At 47.3% G+C, this 25,487-nt stretch carries 19 protein-coding genes; 6 read left to right on the top strand and 13 right to left on the bottom strand.

The window, feature by feature from the left end:
• The first annotated feature begins 1 nt into the window (after position 1).
• From atpA to ACMA1I_RS18950, 5 genes are all read left to right on the top strand, one after another.
• Complete coding sequence (atpA, locus tag ACMA1I_RS18970; RefSeq protein WP_337070020.1) at positions 2–1,576, top strand: F0F1 ATP synthase subunit alpha; 1,575 nt, start codon at positions 2–4, stop codon at positions 1,574–1,576.
• 73 nt (positions 1,577–1,649) lie between these two features.
• The gene (gene atpG, locus ACMA1I_RS18965) at positions 1,650–2,543 is read left to right on the top strand and encodes an ATP synthase F1 subunit gamma (protein WP_337070018.1); all 894 of its coding nucleotides are present in this window, start codon (positions 1,650–1,652) and stop codon (positions 2,541–2,543) included.
• Between the two features lie 171 nt (positions 2,544–2,714).
• Positions 2,715–4,415, top strand: a complete 1,701-nt coding sequence (gene pafA / locus ACMA1I_RS18960) for an alkaline phosphatase PafA (protein WP_337070016.1) — start codon at positions 2,715–2,717, stop codon at positions 4,413–4,415.
• Positions 4,416–4,472: 57 nt separating this feature from the next.
• Positions 4,473–5,033 carry an inorganic diphosphatase gene (locus ACMA1I_RS18955; RefSeq protein WP_337070015.1) on the top strand — a complete coding sequence of 187 codons (561 nt, stop codon included), beginning with the start codon at positions 4,473–4,475 and terminating at the stop codon, positions 5,031–5,033.
• A gap of 155 nt (positions 5,034–5,188) precedes the next feature.
• Positions 5,189–6,103, top strand: a complete 915-nt coding sequence (locus ACMA1I_RS18950) for a hypothetical protein (protein WP_337070013.1) — start codon at positions 5,189–5,191, stop codon at positions 6,101–6,103.
• Here the strand turns inward: ACMA1I_RS18950 and ACMA1I_RS18945 are convergent.
• From ACMA1I_RS18945 to ACMA1I_RS18910, 8 genes are all read right to left on the bottom strand, one after another.
• Entirely contained in the window at positions 6,094–7,608 is a 1,515-nt protein-coding gene (locus ACMA1I_RS18945) for an NAD(P)H-hydrate dehydratase (protein WP_337070012.1), read from the bottom strand. The genes ACMA1I_RS18950 and ACMA1I_RS18945 overlap by 10 nt on opposite strands.
• 341 nt (positions 7,609–7,949) lie before the next feature.
• Complete coding sequence (dgt, locus tag ACMA1I_RS18940) at positions 7,950–9,329, bottom strand: dGTP triphosphohydrolase (RefSeq protein WP_337070011.1); 1,380 nt, start codon at positions 9,327–9,329, stop codon at positions 7,950–7,952.
• Between the two features lie 559 nt (positions 9,330–9,888).
• Positions 9,889–11,946, bottom strand: coding sequence for a T9SS type A sorting domain-containing protein (locus tag ACMA1I_RS18935; RefSeq protein WP_337070010.1), 2,058 nt, complete (start codon positions 11,944–11,946; stop codon positions 9,889–9,891).
• 440 nt (positions 11,947–12,386) lie between these two features.
• The gene (locus tag ACMA1I_RS18930; protein ID WP_337070008.1) at positions 12,387–14,483 is read right to left on the bottom strand and encodes a M56 family metallopeptidase; all 2,097 of its coding nucleotides are present in this window, start codon (positions 14,481–14,483) and stop codon (positions 12,387–12,389) included.
• Complete coding sequence (locus tag ACMA1I_RS18925; RefSeq protein ID WP_337070007.1) at positions 14,480–14,869, bottom strand: BlaI/MecI/CopY family transcriptional regulator; 390 nt, start codon at positions 14,867–14,869, stop codon at positions 14,480–14,482. The genes ACMA1I_RS18930 and ACMA1I_RS18925 overlap by 4 nt, the downstream gene beginning before the upstream one ends.
• A gap of 296 nt (positions 14,870–15,165) precedes the next feature.
• Positions 15,166–16,248, bottom strand: a complete 1,083-nt coding sequence (locus ACMA1I_RS18920) for a site-2 protease family protein (RefSeq protein WP_337070006.1) — start codon at positions 16,246–16,248, stop codon at positions 15,166–15,168.
• Between the two features lie 753 nt (positions 16,249–17,001).
• Complete coding sequence (locus ACMA1I_RS18915) at positions 17,002–17,286, bottom strand: acylphosphatase (protein WP_337070005.1); 285 nt, start codon at positions 17,284–17,286, stop codon at positions 17,002–17,004.
• Positions 17,287–17,309: 23 nt separating this feature from the next.
• Entirely contained in the window at positions 17,310–17,801 is a 492-nt protein-coding gene (locus ACMA1I_RS18910; RefSeq protein WP_337070004.1) for a hypothetical protein, read from the bottom strand.
• Between the two features lie 290 nt (positions 17,802–18,091).
• On the opposite strand from ACMA1I_RS18910, the gene sdaAA reads away from it, so the two are divergent.
• Positions 18,092–19,000, top strand: coding sequence for an L-serine ammonia-lyase, iron-sulfur-dependent, subunit alpha (sdaAA, locus tag ACMA1I_RS18905; RefSeq protein ID WP_337070003.1), 909 nt, complete (start codon positions 18,092–18,094; stop codon positions 18,998–19,000).
• Positions 19,001–19,093: 93 nt separating this feature from the next.
• Here the strand turns inward: sdaAA and ACMA1I_RS18900 are convergent, their stop codons facing one another.
• The 5 genes from ACMA1I_RS18900 to ACMA1I_RS18880 form a co-directional block, all read right to left on the bottom strand.
• A complete protein-coding gene (locus ACMA1I_RS18900) occupies positions 19,094–19,552 on the bottom strand; it encodes an Lrp/AsnC ligand binding domain-containing protein (RefSeq protein WP_337070001.1) in 459 nt (152 codons plus the stop codon).
• Positions 19,553–20,001: 449 nt separating this feature from the next.
• Positions 20,002–21,372 carry a LutB/LldF family L-lactate oxidation iron-sulfur protein gene (locus tag ACMA1I_RS18895; RefSeq protein WP_337070000.1) on the bottom strand — a complete coding sequence of 457 codons (1,371 nt, stop codon included), beginning with the start codon at positions 21,370–21,372 and terminating at the stop codon, positions 20,002–20,004.
• Positions 21,373–22,120: 748 nt separating this feature from the next.
• Complete coding sequence (locus ACMA1I_RS18890) at positions 22,121–23,803, bottom strand: M28 family peptidase (protein ID WP_337069998.1); 1,683 nt, start codon at positions 23,801–23,803, stop codon at positions 22,121–22,123.
• Between the two features lie 36 nt (positions 23,804–23,839).
• Positions 23,840–24,325 (bottom strand): 2-C-methyl-D-erythritol 2,4-cyclodiphosphate synthase, encoded by a 486-nt coding sequence (gene ispF / locus ACMA1I_RS18885; RefSeq protein ID WP_337069997.1) that lies wholly within the window; start codon positions 24,323–24,325, stop codon positions 23,840–23,842.
• 312 nt (positions 24,326–24,637) lie between these two features.
• Positions 24,638–25,456 (bottom strand): aldo/keto reductase, encoded by an 819-nt coding sequence (locus tag ACMA1I_RS18880; protein ID WP_337069996.1) that lies wholly within the window; start codon positions 25,454–25,456, stop codon positions 24,638–24,640.
• Between the last annotated feature and the right edge of the window lie 31 nt (positions 25,457–25,487).

The following is a 25,487-nucleotide window of genomic DNA, read 5'->3' as shown; positions in this document are numbered from 1 at the left end:
CATGGCAGAAGTAAGACCTGACGAAGTATCAGCCATACTAAGAGAGCAGTTATCAAACTTCCGTTCTGAGGCAGAACTGGAAGAAGTTGGTACAGTGCTGCAAGTGGGTGACGGTGTCGCTAGAATTTATGGCCTTTCGAAAGCACAGTCTGGAGAGCTTATTGAGTTCGAAAATGGACTTCAGGCTCTCGTTCTGAACTTAGAGGAAGACAATGTGGGTGCCGTAATGCTCGGCGATTACAGCGAGATCAGAGAAGGATCTACTGTAAAAAGAACAAATCGTATTGCTTCAGTAAGAGTAGGCGACGGAATTATTGGCAGAGTGGTAGATACACTTGGCCATCCGATCGATGGTAAAGGACCAGTTTCTGGTGAACTTTACGAAATGCCACTTGAGCGTAAAGCACCTGGGGTTGTATTCCGTCAGCCGGTAAACGAGCCAATGCAAACAGGCATCAAGGCGATCGATTCTATGATTCCGATTGGCCGTGGCCAGCGTGAGCTCATAATCGGTGACCGCCAGACAGGTAAAACTGCTGTTGCTATTGACACAATCCTGAATCAGCGCGAGTTCTATGAAAAAGGACAGCCTGTATTCTGTATATATGTAGCCGTTGGGCAAAAAGCATCTACAGTAGCTCAGATCGTGAAAGCGCTGGAGCAAGGTGGTGCTATGGATTACACAGTAGTTGTAGCGGCTTCTGCCTCCGATCCTGCTCCAATGCAGTTCTTTGCTCCATTTACTGGTGCAGCAATCGGAGAGTTTTTCCGTGATACAGGTCGTCCGGCGTTGGTTGTTTATGATGACCTTTCTAAGCAAGCAGTAGCTTACCGCGAAGTGTCGCTTCTGTTAAGAAGACCTCCAGGCCGCGAGGCTTATCCTGGTGACGTATTCTACCTGCACTCTCGCTTACTGGAGCGTGCAGCTAAAGTAAACGCATCGGATGAAATTGCACGCAACATGAACGACCTTCCTGATTCTATCAGACACCTGGTAAAAGGTGGTGGTTCATTAACAGCACTCCCAATTATTGAAACGCAGGCTGGTGACGTTTCTGCTTATATCCCAACCAACGTAATCTCTATTACCGATGGGCAGATATTCTTGGAAACCAACCTTTTCAACTCAGGTATTCGCCCGGCCATCAACGTAGGTATTTCCGTATCGCGTGTGGGTGGTTCTGCGCAAATTAAATCCATGAAAAAAGTGGCTGGTACACTTAAGCTGGATCAGGCGCAGTTCCGTGAACTGGAAGCTTTCGCTAAATTTGGTTCTGACCTGGATGCTGCTACCAAGCTTACTATTGAGCGTGGCCGCCGTAACCTAGAAATCCTGAAGCAACCACAATTCTCTCCTGTATCGGTAGAGGAGCAGGTAGCCATGATTTACTGCGCAACAAACGGCTTACTGGACAGGGTACCGGTAAGTGAAGTAAGAACATTTGAAAAGGATTTCTTGCGTACCATGCGTGCACAGCACAAAGGAACCTTAGATGCTCTTTTAGCTGGTAAGCTAGATGATCAGACTACAGGAGTTCTGAAGCAAGTAGCAAAAGAGCTTTCATCCAGATATTAATATAAACTAAAGTTATGTAAATGGCAGGGGCTAAACAGTTTTAGCCCCTCCTTTTGCTCATAACAACGAATTTATGGCAAGTTTAAAAGAGGTTAGAGCCCGAATTACGTCAGTATCGTCTACACAGCAGATTACCAAAGCCATGAAAATGGTGGCGGCTGCCAAGCTTAGACGTGCTCAGGACAATATCATGCGTATGCGCCCTTATGCACAGCGTTTGAGCGGTATTCTGACAAATTTGTCTGCAATTACGGATCAGGGATCTGTAACAAACGTGTACTCAGAGAAACGAGAAGTAAATCGTGTTCTGATTATTGCTGTTACCTCTGACCGTGGTTTGGCTGGCGCTTTTAACTCAAATATTATTAAGGCAGCTACTACCCTGGTAAACGGAAAATACAAGAGCCAGTTTGCTGCCGGGCAGGTAACATTCCTTGGAATAGGTAGGAAAGGCCATGAGGCTTTTACTAAAAAAGGCTTTAAAACGATAGGGGACTTCAGTAACCTTTTCTCTAACTTGTCTTTCGACACCGTACGTGCTGCAGCAGAACGTGCAATGGACGGCTTTGTGAAGAGGGAGTTTGATGAAGTGGTACTGCTTTACAATGAGTTCAAGAACGTGGCCACACAAATTGTGCGTACCGAACAGTTCCTGCCGATAGAAGACCAACCAACAGATACAGCAGCTGCTTCTGCCATGTCAGCTGACTATACGTTTGAGCCTTCAAAAGAAGAAATAATAGTAGAACTGATTCCAAAGTCGCTGAAGATACAGATATATAAAGCGGTATTGGAGTCAAATGCCTCAGAACATGGTGCCCGAATGACGGCCATGGATAAGGCAACAGAAAATGCCGGTGAACTATTAAAAGATCTTAAACTTACTTATAACAGAACCCGCCAGGCGGCCATCACTAAAGAGATTCTTGAAATTGTGGGTGGTGCCGAGGCATTGGCAGCTAAATAAGAAATATTGCCTTAAAAGGAACGCCCATCCTACCGATGGGCGTTTTTTATTCCTGCATATTTGCAAAAAGCTAAATTAATTATGAAATTGTTAAATTATTAGCTTCACCAGAAAGCTAATTTTAGTTTACTGTTGGGTGCGTTACATTTGTGGCAAACCTTAAAACATAACATGAAGTACAAAACAATTAAAATTTACTCCCTTTTTAAAATAACATTAGTAGCCTTGCTAGTGCTGAGTTCTTGTACCGGTAGTAAGACTGGTGCACAAAATAATACGCAGGTTCTTTCTGAAGCAGCGCCTCTTCCCAGACCAAAGCTTATAGTGGGTATTGTAGTGGACCAAATGCGGTACGATTTTCTGTATCGCTATTGGAGCCAATATGGAGAAGGCGGCTTTAAAAAGCTCGTAAGCAAAGGCTTTAATTTTAAGTACACGCATTTCAGTTATGTGCCTACCTATACTGCACCAGGGCATGCCTCTGTTTACACTGGTAGTGTGCCAGCTGTTAACGGCATTGTAGGCAACGCATGGTACAACAGGGAAACAGGCAAAACAGTCTATTGTGTCGAAGACAAAACGGTGAAAACGGTAGGTAGTACCTCTGATGCGGGCTTAATGTCGCCAAGAAACCTGCTGACAACAACTGTAACAGATGAACTTCGTTTGGCTACTAACATGGGTTCTAAAGTCATAGGCTTGTCATTAAAGGACAGGGGCTCTATTATTCCGGCGGGCCATTTGGCAAATGGTGCCTTCTGGTTCGACTCTCAGTCTGGCAACTGGATTACAAGTACTTTTTACAGCGAACAGCTACCGGATTGGGTACAGCAGTTCAATAACCAAAAATACCCAGACCAGCACCTAAGCAAGGTTTGGGAAACCCTGCTGCCGATAGAGCAGTACACCCAAAGCTCAGCCGACGATGTGCCTTGGGAAGGGAAATTATCTGGCGAGGAGCGTCCGGTTTTCCCACATAATATTCCGGCTATACGAAAAAAAGATTATGAATTACTACGCTCTATACCAGCTGGTAATACACTCACTAAAGATTTTGCACTTGCGGCATTGGCTGGCGAACAACTCGGTAAGGGTAACCATACTGACTTTTTAGCAGTAAGTTTCTCTACTCCTGATTATGTGGGGCATACATTCGGGCCAAACTCCATAGAGGTGCAGGATGTTTATTTGCGATTAGATAAAGAGATTGAGGAGCTACTGCAATACCTGGAGCAGCAAATAGGAACAGAGAATGTACTGGTATTTCTTACAGCCGATCATGGCGCCGCTCATGTGCCTGGTTATATGATTGATAAAAATGTACCGGCTGGTGTTGCCAGTTCCAGTATCATTAAAGACTCAACGGAAGCTTTCCTGAACAAAACATATGGAAGCGGAAAATGGGTAGAGAGTTATACAAACCAGCAATTATACCTGAACAGGAAGCTTATAGAAGCTAAGAAGCTAAACAGGCTGGAGGTACAGGAGAAAGTAGCCGATTATGTAACACGCTTTAATGCGGTGTCGAGGGCTATGTCGGCGGAGAGCATACAGCGCAGTGGCTGGGGTGAAGGAATGGTAAACAGAATGGCAAATGGCTACAATGCTGAACGTTCAGGTGATGTATTGATCGTGCTTCGGCCGGGTTGGTTTGAAGGAGGTTCTTCAAAGCATCCGACAGGCACCACCCATGGCTCCTACTCTAATTACGATACCCATGTGCCATTGGTATGGTATGGGTGGAAAGTAAAGCCAGGAGAGAGTTCTGCCGAAGTTATGATAGCTGATATTGCCCCAACTATTGCTTCCTGGCTCTACATTCAGGAACCGAACGGCACAGTTGGCAGACCGTTACAGGAGTTAATGAAATAATATGCTGCCTTGCAAAGGGCTTAACAGAAGAGAAAACAAAATTTATTTAATTAAGAGATGGCAAAATTTAATCCATGGCATGATGTACGCTTCGGAGATGAAGCTCCAAATGTAGTAAGCGCTATTATTGAAATACCGAAAGGTTCGAAGGCAAAGTATGAGTTGGATAAAGATAGCGGTATGCTAAAATTAGACAGAGTGTTATTCTCTTCTGTTCATTATCCTGCTAATTACGGATTTATCCCGCAAACCTATTGCGACGATAAAGACCCTCTTGATATACTCGTAATCTGCTCTATTGATGTGCAGCCAATGTGCCTGATAGATGCCAAAGTGATTGGCGTAATGCAGATGATTGACAACAACGAGGAAGATGACAAAATTATAGCCGTTGCAAACAACGACATGTCTGTGCGTCATATCAACGACATATCTGAACTGCCTCCTCACACACTGCTGGAGCTGCGTCGTTTCTTCGAAGACTACAAGAAACTGGAAAACAAAGAGGTAATTGTAGAACAGTTCCTTGGCCGTGAGCATGCTTATGGTATTATCAACGAAAGCATTAGCCTGTACGATGCTACATTTAGAACACAGGTAGAGAAGAGCGTCATATAAATTTTTACATATCCTATTGAGCCTGGCGTATTTCAATGCGTCAGGCTTTTTTATTCTCTAAATTGCCGTATATTCTTCAGAGTGCTCTATTGCCAAAACACTCTTAGGAGCTGCTATCCGCAGTTATGAATACCGAGAGCGGAAATTTCTATTACATGAACAGAGAAGAAGGTGTAAGCTTCAGAAACAGTAGCCAGGTACGCGATAGCAAAGTGTTTGCGGTACTTGCTGAAGGACTGTACTCACTACTGTACAGCAGCATCTTTATTTCCTGCTGCGCCTTTTTTCTGACAGTAGAAACTTTTCTGTTAGCAGGTATTCCTGTTTCGTTGCCATTGGCGAGCTTCGTGTTTCTGGCAACTTTATTTACCTACAACCTAAGCAGCATACAAACTGTGCTTAGAGGTAGCAGGAACCATAAAAAAAGCGCCTCATGGGCGCAAAGGCATAAGCAGGAATTAGCTTTTACCGGCACCTGCAGCCTTTTAGGAGCTATTCTTCTTTATTGGTTATACCAGCTGCATATTAACATCTGGTTTATGCTGCATCTGGCTGTTATTTCAGTTGGTTACACGATTCCTATTATCTACAAATCTAAAAAAGTGCGGCCACTCCGGAGTGTGCCACTGTTAAAGGTTTTTTTAATTGCCTATGTATGGGCGGCTGTTACAGTGTTTTTCCCATTGCTGCACGCAAAGGTTGCCATGTGGGAGCAGGAGGTGCTGCTCCTTTTTCTAAGGCGGTTTTTATTTATACTGGCCCTGGCTCTTCTTTTTGATATCCGCGATTACCTTTACGACCAAACAACCAACACTCTCACCGTGCCAGGGTTTGTAGGCGTCTGGAACACCAAGCTCTTATCGCTGGGCCTGTTGTTGCTAAACGGGCTCATTGGCATTAAAATGGAAAATATGCCTTTAGGAATTGCGCTATTAGTGGCTGCTGTATTATCGGCATTGGTGGTGCTTTACTCTTCGGAGCATAAACCACGGGTTTATTACGCCATATTGGCAGACGGAGCTATGTTATTGCACGCCGGCCTGGTGTACCTGGCTACGCTTTACACCTGAAGGAGCTTCAGGAAAGCTTGTGGCAGGAACCGGATAAGGTCAGAGGCTGTCATAGAAATTTCTCCTACTTCTGGCTTGGCCAGATCAGCAGCCAAACCGTGTACATATACACCAAGTATACAAGCATCCTGCAAACTATATTGCTGTGCTACTAAGGCTGTAATGATGCCTGTTAATACATCGCCGGTACCACCGGTAGCCATGCCCGCATTACCAGTTGAATTAAAGTAGAGGCTGCCATCTGGTGTACCAACTGCTGTATGTCTTCCTTTGAGCATAACGCAGCAGCTATACTGCTGACAAAAGGCCTGCAGCCGTTCCAGCCTTTGGTAATGGTTATCTGTTTTACCAGCCAGCCGCTCAAACTCTTTTGGGTGCGGCGTAAAAATGACCCTGTCCTTCGGAATCATAGATTTCAACTTGTCGCTGCCAGCTACCAGGTTAATGGCATCTGCATCCAGCACCAGGGGCTGCGTAGTAGTGGCAAGCAACTGCCCTACCATGGCCCGCGTTACCTTCTCCTGCCCAATACCAGGGCCAACTCCAATAACATGATAAGCAGCAGTAGTCTCCGGCAAAGAAGACAGGAATTTTTTGTTGGAGTCGGCCAGGCACATGGCTTCGGGCGCGGCAGTTTGCAGCACCGTGTAACCCGCAGCAGGAGCACGCACCGTGAGCAGGCCAACCCCACTTCGGAGGCAAGCTTGAGTGGCCAGTACAGCAGCACCCATTTTCCCATAACTGCCGCAGAGGAGCAAAGCATGACCAAAGGTGCCTTTATGCGAGAACTTGCTGCGAGGCTTTAGGAGGCCTTTTGCTGAAGGCAGACAGGTAAGGTAATATGGCGTTGGAGTAGTTGCTATATGTGCGGCATGCAGCCCGATAGGCACCACGTGCCACTCTCCCACAAATGCCTCATGCTGCGGCAGCAGAAAAGCCAGTTTTGGAAGCTCAAAGCTTATGGTATAGGCTGCACGTACCACTGCGCTCGCCTCTGGTGTCTGGCTATCGGAGTAGAGGCCAGATGGCATGTCGATAGCCGTAATGCAGGCGTCGCTCTGGTTCATATGAGCGATAACAGCAGCAAACAAACCCTCTGCAGGGCGGTTCAGTCCGGTTCCGAAAAGCGCATCTATTACAAGAGCATGAGCAGGCAAAGCAGGCAGGTCTTCCGAAAACTCTTTTATTTGTATCAGGCTTACTTCAGCTGGTAGGGCCTCATGGTTTGCCTTGAAGTCTTCAGATGCTTTTGTTGTGTCACCAACTATTGCTACCTCTACAGTGTAGCCACGCTGTTGCAGCAGCCTTGCCACAGCTAGTCCATCGCCACCGTTGTTTCCTGGTCCGCAGAAAATACACACTGGCTTATCAGGCCTGAACTTGTTCTCGAACCAGCAGGTAAAAGCTTTGGCAGCACGTTCCATTAACTCAACAGAAGCAATGCCTTCCTGTGCAATGGTTACTTTGTCGGCTTCTCTGGTTTGGGCAGCAGTCAGAATTTTCATAGCATCCGGGTTGAGTGGTGAGTGGTTAGGCAGATGTACGTGAGCACCGGCATCCGCGATACTAAAGTTCGCAAGGAAGCCCCTGAGGCATTTAAATCTAAATATCCCTCCGGAAGGGCAAATTCATTAGAATAATTTTGTTGCTTAGTATTAAATGGCCGATCCGGTATTTCGCTGGATGTGCCGCTCCTGCGAGTGACTGGAGTAAGCAGAAAAACTGGTGCATCAAACTTGAGAAAATTTAACATCTAAACCCTGGTATTTAAAATCTCCAAAAGGCCTCAGGAAGGCCATTTTCATTAGCAGAATTTAAATGGACTGAGAAAACAAGGGCAGGAAGTTTAATACATCCGTGGCAGCTCAATTCCTTTTATTTTCCGGTACAGTCCAAGTGCGGCTTGGTCGGTAAGGCTGGTAACATAATCGGTAAAGTGAATAATGCGATCGTAGTCGGTTGCGGTGCTAGGGAGTTGCAGGTACTGAGGCGGTATAAGCGCAGCCAGCTTGCGGTGGTGCTTCGATTCTGGTTTGAAAACGGCCTTCATGCAAGCGTCTAATAATCCGCCCAGCACCTCAAAGCCAGCGGCTTCTATCTCCAGCACCGGTTTGTTGTTATAAATCAGGTTTACAGAGAGCTTGCTTATTTCATCCAGCACCAGCTTGCACTCCAGTTCGTTTATAAGTGGCTTATCGTAAGTGCCGGCCAAAATCTCCTCCTCATGCTGCAGAAAAATGGAGGCTGTCTCATTTATCAACTTGCCGATAATGCGTGCCCTCACAAAGCCGAGCTCCTCTCGCCAGTCGTAAAACGTGAGGCGTGACACCCGGTCAGGTGCATCGTTGAGGATCTGGCGCAGTAGCGACATGCCTTTTTCCTGTGGCACCAGCCCCAGCTTCAGGCCATCTTCAAAGTCGATAATACGATAACAAATATCATCGGCGGCCTCTACCAGAAAGGCCAGCGGGTGCCGGTGAAAGAACACCTGATCCTCCTGGCCTTTAGAAAGCAAACCTAATTCTGTGGCAATGGTTTGGAACCACTGGCGTTCTGATTGAAAAAAGCCATATTTCTTCTCACTGGTGTTTTTAGTGCCCGCTATTACAGGCAACGACTCTTTCGGGTATTTGGTAAAGGTAGCCAGCGTGGTATAGGTGAGGCTCAGGCCGCCAGGCATGTTACAATGGGCCGGATAGGTGTAGGTAAGTACCCTAAAACCGGCAGCGTTGCCTTCGAAGCGGTGCAAATCTGCTTTTTGGGCATCTGTGAGCTGCTGCAGAAAAGGCTTTGCCGCATCGCTCAGAAAATAAGCCGATATGGCATCTTCGCCGGAGTGGCCAAACGGAGGGTTTCCAATGTCGTGAGCCAGGCAGGCAGCAGCTACTACATCACCAAAGTCGGCCTCTTGTATATGTTTCTCAAGTGCCAGCTGAGGGTGTCGCTCCAATATGCTTTTGCCTACAATACGACCCAACGACCGGCCCACCACTGAGGCTTCGAGGCTGTGGGTAAGGCGGGTGTGCACAAAGTCGCTTTCGGGCATTGGCATTACCTGGGTTTTGTTCTGCAACCTCCTGAAGGCGGAAGAGAATACAATTCGGTCATAGTCGCGCTGAAACTCACCTCGTACCGATTCGTCTGTTCCATATTTCTCCGAATCTGCCGCTGACTGGTACCGCTTTTTGGAGATCAGTTTTTCCCAGGTAGTGCTTGTTTGTTGCATAGAGCTCGCAAATTTATATTTCGTGTAAAGTTACACGATCTTGCCCATTCTAACTTCATAAACCAGTTGGAGCTGTATTAGCAGAAAGAAAATCGGGTGGCCGTAACTTTCTATTTGCATCTTTTATTGCTAGCATCTTTTACATTAGGCTAGGCGGCCAAATTAATTTTGTGGAGCATTTTATCAGGTATAATAGCTGGCGGCATAGTTTCTTAGTTTGAACTACGGTTTTTATGTTACTTTTTATATATTTTAAAATCAGGTTTTGTGGCTAAATAATCCCGTTTTGTAAATTTATAGTGTAAAATGGTAACAAAATTTATGAGGAGAATATGTTACTTTTTGCTATAAATTTGCCTTTTATTTAAGCCGTGAGATGAGCACCTTTGATAACATAAACCGGTCCCTTTCCAAGCTACAAACTTAATATGCGCCGCAACCTAACAATAACAAATAGTGCAGACACCTATTTGTTGTTCTTGGACATGAACAGAAAACAAACGAAAAGGCCAGCTGCAGAGCTGGCCTTTTAATTTTTAGTCTCAGGTGCTTTTGCTGTTTAAAGCTTTATTACTTTTACTTCTCCGCTACGGTCACCATAGGTCCACCTCAGAATGTACATGCCAGCCGCCAGGTTATGCATATCTACCTCAACAGGAGCATTGATGCTCGAAAATTCGGCTGTAAAGATTTTGTGCAGCTTTCCGGTATAATCATATAGCTTAAAATCAATAGTGGCGTCATCTTCTACCAGAAATTGCAGGTTAAGAGTCTGGTTTTCTACCTGAATAGGGTTGGGGTACACGAGCAGTTCCTGCGAATCGAGCGGGTTCAGCACACGTACCCTGCTGGAGAAGGCTGAGGTGTTGTTTCTATAAACCACCCGTAGCCTGTAGAAACTCTCCTTCCGCAGCGGTTCAGGATCGTTATAAGAGTAGCTGGTGGAACTGGCGGCGGGCACAGTGCCAAGTTCCGTCCAGGTAATGCCGTCGGGGCTTCGCTGTACTATAAAAGATCCGAGGTTCGAGGTTGTATTGGTCGTCCAGGTTACGGCCACTGTGCCTGCCGCTGTAAAAGCCGCCCGTAAGGTGCTTATCTCTTCGGCGAGGTTGCAGTCGGCATCGGTTTTGGCAATCATGGGCGGTTCCTGGCAGATGTTGGCAACCAAACTACCAGTCATTACAAAGTTTGCACCAGTTATATCGTTGCTGCTGAGGTCCAAGTTCTGAGCCTGCGACTCCACTGCATGATGCATAACTGCCCGTGGCAGAATAACGTGCCCTAGCTGGTGCGCATGCCCTAATTCGTGGAGCATAACCGTTTCGAAATCGAATTGGCCTCTGCCAGGGCCGTTGGGGCCATATTGCCAGTTTATGGCGCTGTTTATCTGCATATCAAACTCACTTACCCAAAGCAGTGTATCGTTACCGCTGCGGCAGCCTTCGTAACGGCTCACGGTGCTGGCTAACACATTTTGTCCTACCTGCGAGCTGGGTACAAAGTTTACTGTAATAATATCGTCGTCAATAGCCTCTGCTATGGAGGTGTTAGAGCCTATTCGCCAGTTTATGCGGGTGTTACAGATCCAGTTGTTCATGGCACGTTTAAAACCCTCCTGCGCTGCCGCCCTGGATTGCATGCCTGGCCCGAAGCGAATGGTATAGCCTCCTGATCCGTTTACATTGGTTAAAATAGGCCTGAAAGAGCGGGTGCCGTTATCGAAGGCAAGGTTAGAGTATACAAAAGGAATGCTGAGGCTACCGATGCTGGTGGCATTGTTTCCATCAGCAGCCGTAACCCTGATCTGACCGGAGCCGGCGGTGCCGCCATTTTCTCCATAAGATGGTAGCTGCACCCGAATCTGCGTATTAGACCACGAAATATAATCGCGCGGGAGAGGCTTGATCCAGGTAGAACCGCCATCATCGGCATTGCGGAACTCTACATAACCATCGCCACGGCTGTTGCCAAAGTCCCTTCCGTTAATAGTAATAATGGCGCCGGTACCGGCACTGGCTTCTGTAGGCGTAAAATTTGTAATAGCAGGCAAAAGTAATGTCTGCTGCTCTCGTAGCTGCTGCAGGTTTGTAGCCTCGCGCAGCCTCTGGTTATCAGATAGCGTTCTGAAAGTTGTGCCGGTGCTGGCCGAAATGGTATTGTAAAGCTCCTGAGCAGAGTTGTACTCGTAGAAAACATCCTTTGCCGTACCTTGCTTTAGGTCGTATTGCACAAAACCCTGCTGGCTTCCGTAGGCGCGCACCTTGTGGCGTTGGTTACCCGGTGTTCTTTGCTGCTGTTGCTCACCTGTTAAAAAGAATAAACCTTGCTGTCCGCGCTTCAGTTTAAGGGCAGCCGAAAAAACATGCACTTTAAAACCGATCTGCCCTCCTTCTGTTATTAGTTCTAGCTGCTCTTCCTGTACATCGCCTTTAAAGACCTTATATACTTTAATAATGTTCGAAGTATAGATGTTATGCTGGTTCTCGTCCCAAAACGATTGCTGCGACACAATTTCTCCTTCTACAATGGTGCTTGCTCCTTTTGTGCGCTCACCAAGAGGCATTGGAATAAAATGATGCGTGTCGTTGGCGAAGCTGCTTCCTGGTAACAAGAGCAAAATCAAAAAAATACACGTAAGGCTATTTCTTTTGGAAAGGTTTCTTAAAAAGTAAAAGTTGGTCATAGATACAATAGGATTTTGTATTTTGGGGATGGTATGAGTAAGGATGCAGGAGAACAGCTACCCACCTGATATTCTATTTTGCTGCGAATATATATTTTAAAAGCGTTACTTCTGGTGGCCGTCTGTTTTTACGGAAAAGATACTGCAGACGGATAAATCGCAATTTAGTTTAATTAGAAAAAGAACAGCCCCTCATTTAAAAAAATGCATGTCAGAATGATCTTCTTTTGTTCGTAAGTAATTGACTGTGTGACAGGTGTATTGGTTTTTGTTTTTGAAGTTTGTTACAGGAGCTTATAAAAGTGCTAAAACACTAAAGCCCGGACCGTAAACAACAACGTTTGCGATCCGGGCTTTAGTGTATATAGTGCTGGTTAGTCTCGTATTATAGTCGAAGAGCTTTTGTCCTGAATGTGGAAGTCGAAGCTTTTGCCTTCCTTGTCTTTCAGCAGGTTTCGGTATTTTTTGTGTACCTCTTCCGGTTGTTTTTTACCATTGATATACATCGAGTTTTCATCTATTTTAAGATTTAGGTGTGGAGTGTTCTCCTCCAGCAGCTTATCCTTTACCATCTCTTTCTTTGCATTCTCCAGCAGCTGGTTAGTTTCTTCCCGTATCTTCATGCTTTCCTCGTGTTTTACCATAGCCTCCTCGCGCAGCTGCTCGCTGCGCTCATGCTGCTGCTGGGCCTGCTCACGGTGGCGCATAACCTGCGCCTGCTCCATTGCAGTGCTGTGACGGCCAGGCAAAAGCCTTGCGCCTGGGGTTCTCAAGGGTCTCCCGGTTTGTTGCTGATAATAAATGGCGTCCTCCTGGTACTGCTTCATATCCTCTTCGTACTGCTTTATTTCCTGCTCATACGCCTTCATTTGCTGTTGATATGCTTTCCTGTCTTTTTCTGATACACCCGGAGCAAGGGGGGCAACAGGAGGAACAGGCGGCATGGGTGGCACCAGTATATGAACGTCAGGTAGAGGAGGAGCAGGAGGCAGGGGAGGTGCTGGGGGAGCAGGTGGCATTTCAAAACGGAAGTGGGTACTGTCGCCCTCCTGCGTCTGATAGTGGTAGCTGTACACCACGCGCTGGTTTCGAGCTTTTTCTGCGGAGGTGCGGGCAGCCTCCATGGCTGTGTTTACTTCTTCGCGGGTAGCTTTAGGAGCTTTTTGAGTTGCTTTCAGGCGCTGGTCCAGGAGGTTGGTATAGGCCGGAATGTCTTTTTTAGGAATGCGCTTCCCGTTTACATACAACTCGGTTACTTCTCCTTTCTTATTTTTGATAATAACGACATCGTCACCTTTTCCTGCGTCGTCCTGCAGCTTGTATACAAAGGCCTGCGTGGTTTCTTTTGCAGAATTGGGATGAGTAGTTGGTGGCAGTAAGATAGTCTTCTCTGTAAAAGGAACTGCTTCTGGAGTGGCAGGCTTAAAGCTGGCCATAGCACCCACCGACAGTACCGACAACCCCACCACCATAATGAGTGCCGCCATAAACCCTTCTGAAAAAGTTGGCCGCAGAGCAGGTTTGTTAACTAGCCTTTTAATGCGGTGCAGCAGCGAGCCGCTTTTGCCAGATACAGCCATCACCATGGCCGGAGCAGCCGGTAATCTCATGGCCTCCAGTTCAGCCAGAGCGCGGGCGTAGGTAAGAGGGTTGCCGCACAAAGCTACTGCCAGGTCGTCGCAGCAGTGTTCGCGTTCTGCCCGCACTACTGCCGACATCCACCACATGGCCGGATGGTAAAAGAACAGCAGATCCACCACCGATTGTAGCAGGTTCAGCAAATAATCTTTGCGGAGTATATGGGCCAGCTCATGTGCCAGTATAGCCTCTACCTGCGCCTGCGACAGCCCTGTAACGGCACCAACAGGCAGTAGAATTACCGGCTTCAGGTAGCCGATGGTTAGCGGAACCTGCACCAGTGCCGACTCTACCAGTTTTACAGTTTTATCTACACCCAAGGCATTGCTCAAAATAGCTGCCTTTTGTTGCCAGTGCTCGCCTAGCAAGGTGGTACGGTAGTGGCGCAGACGCTGGGTATAGGCAAGTCCGCCCAGGAACCGAAGCAGCATCACGAGCATTCCCATAAGCCAAACGGTTACTATCAGCGGCAGGTGCTGGTCGAAGTATCTGTTTGCTACTGCCAATGGGCCTTCTTCGGCTGTTACCGGGTTTGCCTGGTAAAGAGCCGGTGCAGCAGTTCCTATTTGGGTAACCTGTATGGGAGCAGCTATTGGGTTTGGTGCCGGAACTGTGCTGTAATACCACCCAAAGGTTACCACCGAGAGCAGGAGTTGCAGCAGCAAAGCGCCTCCTGCTATGTTGTAGCGTAGGGTGGCAGCGTGCCGCTGCAGCAATACTAGCAGCAAGCCGAGCACCAGGGCCACCAGGGCGCCTTGCCATAGCGAGTGCAGAAGCGTCCAGCCGAGGGCATGCACCAGCGCTTCAGAAAATAAATTGGCTATAAAATTCATGGCTTACCTCCTTCCAGTTTGTCAAGTAAGTTTCTTATTTCATCTAATTCTTCCTGCGATGTTTCGCGATTGCCGAGGGCCTGCATCACCAGCTTAGATGCAGAGCCGCGGAAGGCGGTGTCCAGGAAGCGGTCGAGGAGCTTGCGCTGAGTATCCTCTTCCTGCAGCAACGGGTGGTAAATATGTGTACGGCTCGATTTGTCGGGGGCTAGCATACCTTTTTCTGTCATAATCTGCATGAACTTAAGGGTAGTGGTGTAGCCAACCTCCTTTGTCTTGTTGAGCTCTTCGTTTACAAACCTGACGGTAGAGGGCCCATGCTGCCACAGCAATTGGAGTATCTCCAGTTCTGCTTCTGTTAGTTTTTGAGATGGTTCTGTGCTCATAGTTTTATTTGTACTAAGGTAATGTTCAGCTGACTCTATGCTAATGTACGAATGTTTTCGTAAAAGGAAAATGTATCTACGATATTTTTCGTATTTCTTTTTGTTTAGCAGCGTTAGTCTGTGAGGCTATGAGTATCTGTAAAGCTTTTTTGCCTCCGGAAGGCCATTTTCATTAGCAGAATTTACCTATAGTAATATGCAAAGTGCAGCTGGCGGAGGTGTTTGCAATGCAGCTACAGGAGCACCGCATTTTTTTGGCTAGCTACCGCACCATAAGGGCCACCTACTTTATTGACTTAATGCTGTGCCAGGGCAGATTTTATCATGATAAACTCGTTGATGTTATCGAGGTTGATAACGCCGGCCAGTTGGCCGTTTTCGAGTACGGGGAAGAGTGGAGCTTTGGTTTTTTGGAGTTCAGCATAGGCCTCAGAAAGCTTGTCGTGCACATCAAAGGTTCTGGTGCCTGGTGTCATAATGTTTGCTACAGGCGTGTGCATCTGGTCGTTTTTAACGGCTTCAATCAATTGTGCTCTGGTGAGTGTGCCTATAACTTGCCCCTGCTGCTCTACCACAAACTCATGTTCGGAGCCTTGCAGCAGCTTGCCCAAGGCTTCTCTTACTGTCTCAGCCGGAGAGAGTGCCACAAAGTGGGTCATCATGCCTTCGCGTACCCGGTGGCCCCGCAGGTAGTCGAGGTGCTGCACCATAATGTTTTCTGAATGCGCTCCAAAAAAGACAAAGATGCCGATCAGGATCAGGAATGGGTTGTAAAAGAAGCCAATAAACACAAAGAACATGGCCAGTAGCTGACCCAGGTTGGCTGCAATCTGAGTAGCACGCACACGACCTAACTTAAATGCTAATAGTGCTCGCAGCACCCGGCCGCCATCCATAGGGAAGGCCGGAATAGCATTGAAGAAAACCAGCATCAGGTTCACGAAAAACAGGAGGTACAGGAAGTTCGCCGGACTGATAGGTGTTAAAAATTCCTGAGGAGGTACCTCGCGCATAGGGGGCAGCACCAGGTACAGCACAAGTGCAATGACCACGTTTACAGCCGGCCCGGCAATGGCTATCAGCAGTTCCTGCTTTGGCTTTTTTGGCATTCGTTCCAGGCTGGCCACGCCACCAATGGGCAGCAGTGTGATCATTTTAGTATCGATGCCAAACTTCTGTGCGGTAAGCGAGTGACCCAGCTCGTGCAGTACTACACAAACAAAAATGGTGAGTACAAAGGCAACCGAAAGCAAAGTGGTTGCTGCATCGCTGCCGCGCTTCATTTCAGAAAACACAATCCAGCCGATCAGGATCAGGAATGTCCAGTGCACCAGTATTTTGATGCCAGCTATTCTGCCTAAGTTTAAGGACCATTTCATATGCTGCTAAAACGTTTTGCCTATACTTGTAACGGGAGTTGTAGACAAAAGGCTGCTTAAAATCGGGTGCAATGGATAGTGGCTTCTCCCGGCTTTCTTCCGCTTTTTGTCCTCCTGGAAGGATCTTGTGGGCGAGAGCCAACAGCAGTCGCTACTAGTGATCTTTTTGGTCTAGGTTCGCATTTCCTCACTAGCGCGAGCTTGTAGCTCGTACTTTCATGCCAACGGTTTCACGTAATAGCGTGGGCGAGAACCTTTAGCAGTGGCTATAGGCGTTTAAGTCTAAGTTCGCATAGCTTATTTTCTTGCTGCGACAGTTGTGGCTATTTGTTTCATTGCCTGCTTTCTTGTTCTTTTTGTCTTGATACAAAAAGAACCAAAAAAATCAAGACGCTAAAAATTCGCTGAACGCTCAGACAGTTTAGCGCCAATTCGTGCACCTGGCAGAAGGCGTATGCGCTGTAGCCTACTGCCGCAATACATTACACAGGATTAGCCTTTGAAACTCCTCTAATGAAATTGGCCTTCCAGAGGCAAAAAAGCTATTCACAACATTAGGCTTGGCTTTGATCTGCTTTGCCCAAACACTCGCAGGAGCTGCGCACACTGCGAGGTCTTTTATACTATCTTCCAATGACAATTTAACCATTAAGCCATTTAACAATCAGTAACAAACAATCAGCAACCAACCCAAATTCCTCTAATGAAAAAGGCCTTTCAGAGCAAAATGAGCTCTGAAAGGCCTAGGCTTGCTTACCGTTTCACTTCGAAGCTGGTAAATTGAGCTAACTGCTCTAGTTGCTGTACGGTTACCTTGTCTACGCGGGCGCGGCTGGGGCCTTGGTGTGCCCATTCTTCCAGTTTTTTCAATGCCTCTGGGGCGCCTTCAGCCTCTATGTACACTGTGCCATCGGGTTCGTTCTGCACAAAGCCTGTTAAGCCTAATTCCTGCGCTTTGTCTTTGGTGCTGGCCCTAAAGAACACGCCATGTACCTTGCCGTGTACCCGAAGGGCCAGATGCTGTTTGCTGTCGCTCATGGTGCTTACTTTATGTAATAGAGCTAATTTCTAAAAAGTTCGCTCAGGTCGCGGCCGTTGTAGCTAAAGTCTTCGCCTTTCTGTATCAGGTGTTGGGCGTATTTTTTTACTGAGTTAAACTCTTTTTCAAAGCCGAACAAAAGCAAGGAACTGCCACATTTATGGAGCCTGATAGGCCAGTTATGCCAGGTCTGCGAAGGGTCTGGGTTTTCTAGTAGCTTTTCTTCCTGCAGGTTCCAGCCCCAGGCCAGCAGGAGCAGCTCTACGCCTCGCAGGTAGTTACCAATATATTCAGGATCTTGCTTTAATTGCTGCACTTCTTCTTCCATCACCGTCCAGGCGAAGCCGTGGCTGCTGGGCTTATCCACGGGGAACATCCACCAGTCGTAGTGCGTGTTATGGAAGCTGTTCCAGTCTTTGGCGGCTGCCCATTCCTCAAACTGTAGCAACTGGCTTGCCTGCTTCTCTTTTAGAGCGAGTATGCCTGCAAAACCAGGATCAGTGTTTTTTGTCATATCAGGTAAGTTGGTTTTAATGTGTTTCCGGCCAGCCTTACTGTTGGCTCCAGCTGCAAATATTACGAATTTGATATAAAATCTGCTTTGTGCAACGATAGTTTTTATTTTACGGGTTTTAGCTGCTGTAGATGGGCAAACGCTATGTTCTTCGTGAAACATACCATTTTGCGGCATTTTATTTCTTGCTGAGGGGTGATCTAATGACTGAATTAGCTGCTTATGTGTAAGATAAATTGCATCTTTAGTCTTTACTGAACCTACAACATCTACAATGGAAAATTAAGTGTATGTCATTACTATTCAACAATTTTAAAAGCTGGGAGCAGCACTGTGCTGCAACTGGCGAGCTGCTCTACCAGCCGGTGCTGGCTTACGAGATAGAGCAGAAAGGGCGCACCGAATCCTTTATTTGGGAGAACCTGGCGCGTGCCTACAATGTGATGAAAGATGCCGTAAAAACCGGCTTGACAGATGACATGCGTTCCCGGTCTGGCATGGTGAACAACAGCGGCAAGAAAGTGGCCAATGCGCCGGTAACAGTGCTATCAGGGGAGTTTCAGATGCTGGTGGCGCGGGCGCTGAGTGCCAAGGAAGTAAATTCCTGCATGGGGCGTGTGGTGGCGGCTCCTACGGCTGGTGCTTCGGGCATTTTGCCAGGCACGCTTACTACGCTGCAGGACCTGCACCACCTGCCCGACCGCAAGATACACGAAGGTTTACTGGTGGCCGCAGGCATCGCGTTAATAATTGAGCAGAATGCCTCGCTGGCAGGTGCCGTAGGTGGTTGCCAGGCCGAAACAGGCAGTGCTGCAGCCATGGCGTCTGGGGCTATTGTATATTGCCTTGGAGGTAGCGTGGAGCAGGTGTTTACGGCTGTTGCTGTTACCATACAGTGTATGCTGGGCTTGGTGTGTGACCCGGTGGCGGGGCTGGTAGAGGTGCCGTGCATCGTGCGCAATGCTAGTGCGGCTGCCATTGCCTTTTCGTCGGCGCAAATGGCGCTGGCGGGTGTTAATGCCGTTATTCCGGTAGATGAGTGTGTGGCAGCACTTGGCGAGGTAGGCGAGAGCATGGAGCGACGCTACAAAGAGACAGCAGAAGGCGGACTAGCTAACACGCCCAAAGCCCGCGAAATAGAAAAGCTGGTGCTGGTGCAGGATGTGGATATTCTGCCGGACGAGCCGGAGGAACCATAGCACTGGTCAGGCAAAAATATTGGGCTACAACGTATCAGCTCCTCTTGCCGCGTGGTGCAAGAGGAGCTGACATAGTTTGTAATAAGGAGGCTACTAAATAATGCTGATTTGTCTGGAGATGCTTTCTTCCAGCGAAATTAGGGTTTCGGTACGCGATACGCCCGGAATTGCCTGCATCTTTTCGTTCAGAACTTCACGCAGGTGCTTGGTGTCGCGGCAGATTAATTTCACAAACATGCTGTAAGAACCTGTGGTATAATGCAGCTCCACGATCTCCGGAATCTGGCGCATCAGCTCCTGTGCTTCTTTATAGGCAGACCCCTTTTCGAGGTAAACCCCGATAAAGGCGCAGATATCAAAACCAATAGCAGACGGGTTTATAAGCAGCTGAGATCCGGTTACTACCCCCATCTCCGTTAACTTTTTCATCCGCACGTGAATGGTGCCACCAGAAACATTAAGTTCTTTTGCTATATCGGTATAAGCACGAGTTACATCCTGCATGAGCAGTCGTAAAATCTGGCGGTCCAGATTGTCAATTTCATAATTCATGTTGATCTAAAGCTTTTTAATACTTTGCTTTTGATAAAATTTAGGCAAAAGGTATGGTAATATTTTAATAATAAAAAATAAAATTTGATATTTTGGTAAAAGTATGCAAATTATTAAAGCCAAAACAGGCCTTTCGTTATTAATTTGATAAAATTTTACGGTGAAGACCTCTTGCTGCGCTTTGGTAAGTTATCATCAACACAAATATGTGAAAATTGGTATATAAGGAGGCTTCAGGTGCGCGTATAATCCTGCTCCGTCACTTCCGTTACCTTTCTTATAATAAAAATTTATCTGGGAAGCCCTTAACCTTTGTGGCTCTGAAATGCCTCTGGAAGGGCCCTTTTATTAGAGGAATTGTATTAAGCTAAAATGCTGGCACCTGTTGCTGAAAAGTGGATAAAAGAAAAGAGCCTGCTGGTATGGTTACAGCAGGCTCTTTTCTTTTATTATCTTCTTTCTTTCCAGAGTTGGTTAAACGATTTGGGCGCCACCACAAGCGGCTCCCGGCGTTTGCTCCAGGTATCTTTCAGTACATATTTGAGCACATACGATTTTATGCTGGCCGGTGCCAGGTTCAGCAACCTGCGGCTTTTCATGGCTTTTGTCCAGAGTTTAAAGGCCGTTGTTTCCTGCTTGTCGGCCATGCCCATTTCTACGCTTTGCTTCCGGTTGAGCAGGAGCAGGTTGTGTATGTTTATTTTTACGGGGCATACTGAGGTGCAGGCACCACAGAGGGAGCTGGCATAACTTAAGTGTTTGTTTTCGGACATGCCGTTGAGGTGCGGCGTAATAACAGAGCCAATAGGGCCACTGTAGGTGCTCTCGTAGGTATGGCCACCAATGTTTTTGTACACCGGGCAAATGTTAAGGCAGGCACCGCAACGGATGCAGTTCAGGGCCTCACGCTTCTCGGGCAAGGCCAGCAACTCGGTGCGGCCGTTGTCGAGCAGGATCACGTACATCTCTTCAGGGCCGTCTGTTTCGTGTGGCTGGCGCGGACCAGTTAGTACAGTATTGTATACCGTTACATTCTGGCCGGTGCCGCTGGTGCTGAGCAGGGGCCAGAACAGGTCCAGGTCCATAATGGAAGGCAGCATTTTTTCGATGCCCACCACGGCAATGTGCGTTTTGGGGAAGGTGGTGGAGAGCCTGCCGTTTCCTTCGTTTTCGGTAATGGCTACTCCGCCTACATCTGCCAGCAAAAAGTTGCCGCCTGTAATACCCACTTCCGCCGCTGTATATTTGGCCCGAAGCAGCTTGCGGGCTGTGAGCACCAGTTCCTGGGCATCTTCGGTGGGCGCAATTTTTAGTTTACGAACAAATAGGTCGGCAATGTCTTTTTTAGACATGTGCATGGCTGGCGTTACGATATGGTAAGGCCGCTGTTCAGCCAGCTGCACTATATATTCGCCCAGGTCGGTTTCTACTACCTCTATGCCATTCTTCTCCAGGAAATCGTTCATGTGTATTTCCTCGGTGATCATAGACTTAGACTTCACCACCGACCGTGCCCGCTTGCGCTTCATAATGTTGCCGATTTCCCGTAGCGCTTCCTCTGAGTCGCGCGCCCAAATAACCTTTCCGCCCCGAGCTGCAAAATTCGACTCAAACTCCATCAGGTACTTGTCGAGGTTATTGATCACGTTGGTTTTGATATAGGAAGCGCGCTCCCTGGCCAGCTCGTGGTCTGTGTATTGGGTGAGGCCGCGTTGCACCGCCGCATTATATTTACCAATATTAAACCGGATAGTAGCCCGGTGATTCAGATCAAATGACTTTGTTTCTGCATCCTGCAAAAACTGTTTTAATTTACTCATAGAAATTCTCCTACACTTTTTCCCTGGTAGTAACTTTATCAGGAACTCCTAACAAAGAGAAAATAATTTTAAAGATAACGAAAGAATATTTCTTTGCGATACTCTCTGCCTCACTTATAAATAGTTGCGCCTGCCTCATCGCCAGTAAACAGGGCGCTGAACCTTAAGAGAGAACAAAGTAGAATTTTCAAAAATAGAGGATACGTATAAAGTCGCTTTTCAGACAAGCAGAAATATGTCAGGTAGTTTTTAAGCCTAAAGCATTAGCGATTCTGAAATAACATTTTGCAGGATTTATTCTAATGAAATGGCCCTTCAGGAGTTATAAAATGCATTTTTGTATTAATAGGTCTTTGGGTAAGATATGGGCTGAGGCTGGTAAGCTGAAGCAGGTTCTGAGGAAGCAAAGGCAGAATATATATTTTTTAGATTATTTTTAATGAATGTTTGTTAGTGAGATAAAATTTGTACATCTTTAGCACAAGAAGGTTGTTGAGTAAAGAGTTTAGTTTAGTTAGATTAGTTTTGGGTGCTTTTTAAGCCGGGGCGGTATTCTGTCCCGGCTTATTAGCTTTTCAGGCTCCAGGTATGTCCTCTCCCGCCAGGTTCAAACAGCAATCAAATTCTTCTAATCAAATTGCCCTTCCAGAGGCTAATAAGATCTTTTGCCTTTAGGGCACAAAAAAACACCCTGCCGCACAGGGTGTTTTTTTGTTTGCAAGCAATCGGGAACTTCCGGCTCTGGAAACTATTTTTTATTGCTGTCTACCACAATGCGGTTTTCGCGGTTGGCCAGCTCCCAGGTAACATGAAAAGCCAGGCGGGCTACTTTCTCGGCGCTCTCAAAAATCATTTTATCTACCGAGTCTGTTACTTTGTGGTAATCGTCGTGCACGCCGTTAAAATAGAAAATAATTGGAATGCCGTGCTTGGCGAAATTATAGTGGTCGGAGCGATAGTAGAAGCGGTTCGGGTCGTTTTCATCGTTAAAAGTATAGTCGAGCTTCAGGTTTACGTGTTGTTGGTTCGCCTCCTCGTTTATCTGGTGCAACTCCGACGACAGCTTGTCTGACCCGATTACGTAGATGTAGTTGCTGTCGTTGGTCTTTTCGTAGGTGTAGTCCATGCGGCCGATCATGTCTATGTTCACGTTGGCTACAGTGTTGGCCAGCGGGAATACAGGGTTCTCGGAATAGTACTCTGATCCGAGCAAGCCTTTTTCTTCGGCTGTAACAGTCATAAACAAGATGCTGCGGCGAGGACCATAACCATCCTTCTTGGCCAGGGCAAATGCCTCTGCCAGTTCTATCACGGCTACTGTGCCGGAGCCATCGTCGTTAGCACCGTTAAATATCTGGTCGCCTGCCAAGGTTGTGTCTACGCCTACGTGGTCATAGTGGGCAGTCACTACTATTACTTCCTCTTTCTTATCGGTTCCTTCTATAAAGCCCAGCACGTTTTCGGTTGGCACAGGCTCACTCAGGCGCTCCGTTCTTATTTTAATATCTTTTATAGCGGTAAAAGTAGCGGAAGTCGGTTTGCCAGCCTTTGCCACTGCTTTGGCGTAATCAGTCATTTTTCCGGGAGTGGTACCAAGTAAGGCAGCACCCACCTGCGGCGATATAAACATGGTGGCAGCAGTTGCCCCTGTTGCTGTGGTGCTCTTAAGGCCGAGAGAAGGTCTGTCGGCTGCGTGCCGGTAGCGGCTGGTTAGGCTGGTAAATTCTTCGGGAGTGGTGCCTGTCACAATCAGCACACTTTTGGCACCGCGCTTGGTGGCTGCATTGCGTTTGGTACGGTAATCGTTGCCCCAGTCGGATGCTTTGTTGGTGCCGCTAACGAGCATATTGCCGTTGCTGCCTTTAGGTTCGCCAGCCAGCACCACCACCATTTTATCTTTTACATCGAGGTTGGTGTAATCGGAGTATTTGGTGTCGTCTATGCCATAGCCCGCAAAAATTACTTCAGCGGCTTGCTCTGTCTGATAAGGAGAGCTACCCAACACAAAGAAATCGCGGCCCATTAAAAATTTCTGCTTGTTTACTGTAATGTAGCCTTCGCCCCACTGTGTCTGCTCCAGCTCAAACTGCTGATAATAAGGGTTGCTGCCTTCTTTTACCGGTCCTGTAAGGCCATCTTCCTTAAACTCGCGGGCAATGTACTCTGCGGCCATTTTCTGGCCTTTGCTGCCCGTGTCGCGGCCTTCGTACTCATCGGAAGCCAGAATGTGCAGGTGCCTGGAAAGGTCAGCAGCCGTAACAGTGGCCGCATAGTCTGGGGCAACTGCCTTAAGTCTGGCGGCATCGGTTACAGGCGCGGCAGGAGCCGTAGTGGAAGAGGTGGTGGTAGTATTGGTAGTAGAGGTAGTGGAGGCACAGCCAGCCGTTAGGGCAGCTACGAGTGCGTACACATACAATAAATTATGCTTCATGGTGTAGATGTAGGTATAGGTGGAGGAGGTATAGTGTTAGAGTTTAGAAATAAGCACGGTGGCAAAGGCGGCAACACCTTCTTTTTTGCCAACAAAGCCGAGCTGCTCTGTGGTGGTGGCTTTAATGGAAATATCTTCTTCTGGTATGTTCATTACTTCGGCCAGGCAGGTTTTCATGGCCGGAATATGTGGGTTTACCTTAGGTTCCTGCAGGCACACCGTAGAATCGATGTTGCCAATTTCATAGCCTTCGCGGGAGAGCAACTGCACCACCTCCTTTAGCAAAATCTTGCTGTCTATGCCTTTGTACTGAGGGTCTTTGTCGGAAAAGTGGAAGCCAATGTCGCGCATGTTGGCGGCACCTAACAGCGCATCGCAAATTACATGGATCAGTACGTCGGCATCGGAGTGGCCAAGGGCGCCGTGGGTGTGCGGAATCTTAATGCCGCCAAGCCAGAAATTGAGCCCTTCGTGCAGTTGGTGCACATCGTAGCCAAAGCCTGTTCTTATCTTCAGTTTCATGAATAGTATAATGTGTTGTAGTTTGCCCACCTGCATGGGGTGGAAAGGAGTAAATTTAGCTTAAAATGTGATTAGGTTGCTATTGTGCCAGCCTTTTCTGGCTTTATACCTGTTGCAGAGTCAAAAAGGTATGAAAAAAATCAGCCAACTGCTGTGTGACAGTTGGCTGATTTTTAAATTAAAAATGTGAAATTATGAATGGCAAAAAGGAAGGCTTTTACTTTTCAAATCGATTAAAACAGCTAGGAAAAGCTAAGTATAGGAAAGGGTTTCCACAGAGGTAACCATCATAATTTCTAATTTGGAAAAATGTTAATCCCATTCGGGCGCAAAGTCGGGTGTTACTACGCGTCGGTTCTGCTCCTTTAGCTTGTCTATCTGGGCCATATCGGCTTGCGTTAGCTCAAAGTCGAAAATCTGGCTGTTTGCTTTCATGTTGGCTTCGCTGGAAGTACGTGGAATGGCAAATACTCCGTCTTGTTGCATCATCCAGCGCAGGGCCACCTGAATTTCGCTTTTACCATACTGCTCACCAATGCTGCGGAGCACTTCGTTCCCGATGATTTCGCCTTGAGCAATGGGGCTGTAGGCGGTGAGGGTAAGGTCTTTGCTGCGCAGGTAGTTATAAAGCTTGGTCTGGTTTATGAGCGGGTGATATTCCACCTGATTGGTTATAATGTCGGCGCCCAGCGCCAGCGTTTGCTCTACAAGCTTAACCGGGAAGTTGCTTACGCCGATATGTTTGCTATAGCCTTTTTCGCGGGCAAGCTGCAATTGCTCTACCGTTTCTGCCAGCGGCACCTCAGGGTTAGGCCAGTGTATGAGCAGCAGATCTACGTAATCGGTTTTGAGTTTTCGAAGGCTTTCTTCTACCGATGGCAGAAAATCCTTCCTCGTCATTTTATCGAGCCAGACTTTGGTAGTCAGAAAAATGTTGTCGCGGTCTACGCCTGATGCCTTTATGGCGCTGCCGACCGGTGCTTCGTTTTGGTATATCTGTGCAGTATCTATGTGATGGTAACCTTCAGAAATGGCTGCGCCTACCATGCGGAGGGCTGTTTTTTCGTCGAGGTACAAAGTGCCAAAGCCTAGAGCTGGTATAGCGGTGCCTTTTATGGTTATATGCTTCATGTATCGGAATATATAGGTTGAATAAATATGG

This window comes from Pontibacter sp. 13R65 (assembly GCF_047525655.1).
Taxonomy (GTDB): Bacteria; Bacteroidota; Bacteroidia; order Cytophagales; family Hymenobacteraceae; genus Pontibacter.
The sequence above is the reverse complement of the archived record's forward strand: the minus strand, read 5'-3'. Positions and strand labels throughout refer to the sequence as shown.

What these genes read in the sequence shown, in the direction of transcription:
- atpA (WP_337070020.1), top strand. Translation starts at nt 2, where the DNA reads ATGGCAGAAGTAAGACCTGACGAAGTATCAGCCATACTAAGAGAGCAG.
- atpG (WP_337070018.1), top strand. Translation starts at nt 1,650, where the DNA reads ATGGCAAGTTTAAAAGAGGTTAGAGCCCGAATTACGTCAGTATCGTCT.
- pafA (WP_337070016.1), top strand. Translation starts at nt 2,715, where the DNA reads ATGAAGTACAAAACAATTAAAATTTACTCCCTTTTTAAAATAACATTA.
- ACMA1I_RS18955 (WP_337070015.1), top strand. Translation starts at nt 4,473, where the DNA reads ATGGCAAAATTTAATCCATGGCATGATGTACGCTTCGGAGATGAAGCT.
- ACMA1I_RS18950 (WP_337070013.1), top strand. Translation starts at nt 5,189, where the DNA reads ATGAACAGAGAAGAAGGTGTAAGCTTCAGAAACAGTAGCCAGGTACGC.
- ACMA1I_RS18945 (WP_337070012.1), bottom strand. Translation starts at nt 7,608, where the DNA reads ATGAAAATTCTGACTGCTGCCCAAACCAGAGAAGCCGACAAAGTAACC.
- dgt (WP_337070011.1), bottom strand. Translation starts at nt 9,329, where the DNA reads ATGCAACAAACAAGCACTACCTGGGAAAAACTGATCTCCAAAAAGCGG.
- ACMA1I_RS18930 (WP_337070008.1), bottom strand. Translation starts at nt 14,483, where the DNA reads ATGAATTTTATAGCCAATTTATTTTCTGAAGCGCTGGTGCATGCCCTC.
- ACMA1I_RS18925 (WP_337070007.1), bottom strand. Translation starts at nt 14,869, where the DNA reads ATGAGCACAGAACCATCTCAAAAACTAACAGAAGCAGAACTGGAGATA.
- ACMA1I_RS18920 (WP_337070006.1), bottom strand. Translation starts at nt 16,248, where the DNA reads ATGAAATGGTCCTTAAACTTAGGCAGAATAGCTGGCATCAAAATACTG.
- ACMA1I_RS18915 (WP_337070005.1), bottom strand. Translation starts at nt 17,286, where the DNA reads ATGAGCGACAGCAAACAGCATCTGGCCCTTCGGGTACACGGCAAGGTA.
- ACMA1I_RS18910 (WP_337070004.1), bottom strand. Translation starts at nt 17,801, where the DNA reads ATGACAAAAAACACTGATCCTGGTTTTGCAGGCATACTCGCTCTAAAA.
- sdaAA (WP_337070003.1), top strand. Translation starts at nt 18,092, where the DNA reads ATGTCATTACTATTCAACAATTTTAAAAGCTGGGAGCAGCACTGTGCT.
- ACMA1I_RS18900 (WP_337070001.1), bottom strand. Translation starts at nt 19,552, where the DNA reads ATGAATTATGAAATTGACAATCTGGACCGCCAGATTTTACGACTGCTC.
- ACMA1I_RS18895 (WP_337070000.1), bottom strand. Translation starts at nt 21,372, where the DNA reads ATGAGTAAATTAAAACAGTTTTTGCAGGATGCAGAAACAAAGTCATTT.
- ACMA1I_RS18890 (WP_337069998.1), bottom strand. Translation starts at nt 23,803, where the DNA reads ATGAAGCATAATTTATTGTATGTGTACGCACTCGTAGCTGCCCTAACG.
- ispF (WP_337069997.1), bottom strand. Translation starts at nt 24,325, where the DNA reads ATGAAACTGAAGATAAGAACAGGCTTTGGCTACGATGTGCACCAACTG.
- ACMA1I_RS18880 (WP_337069996.1), bottom strand. Translation starts at nt 25,456, where the DNA reads ATGAAGCATATAACCATAAAAGGCACCGCTATACCAGCTCTAGGCTTT.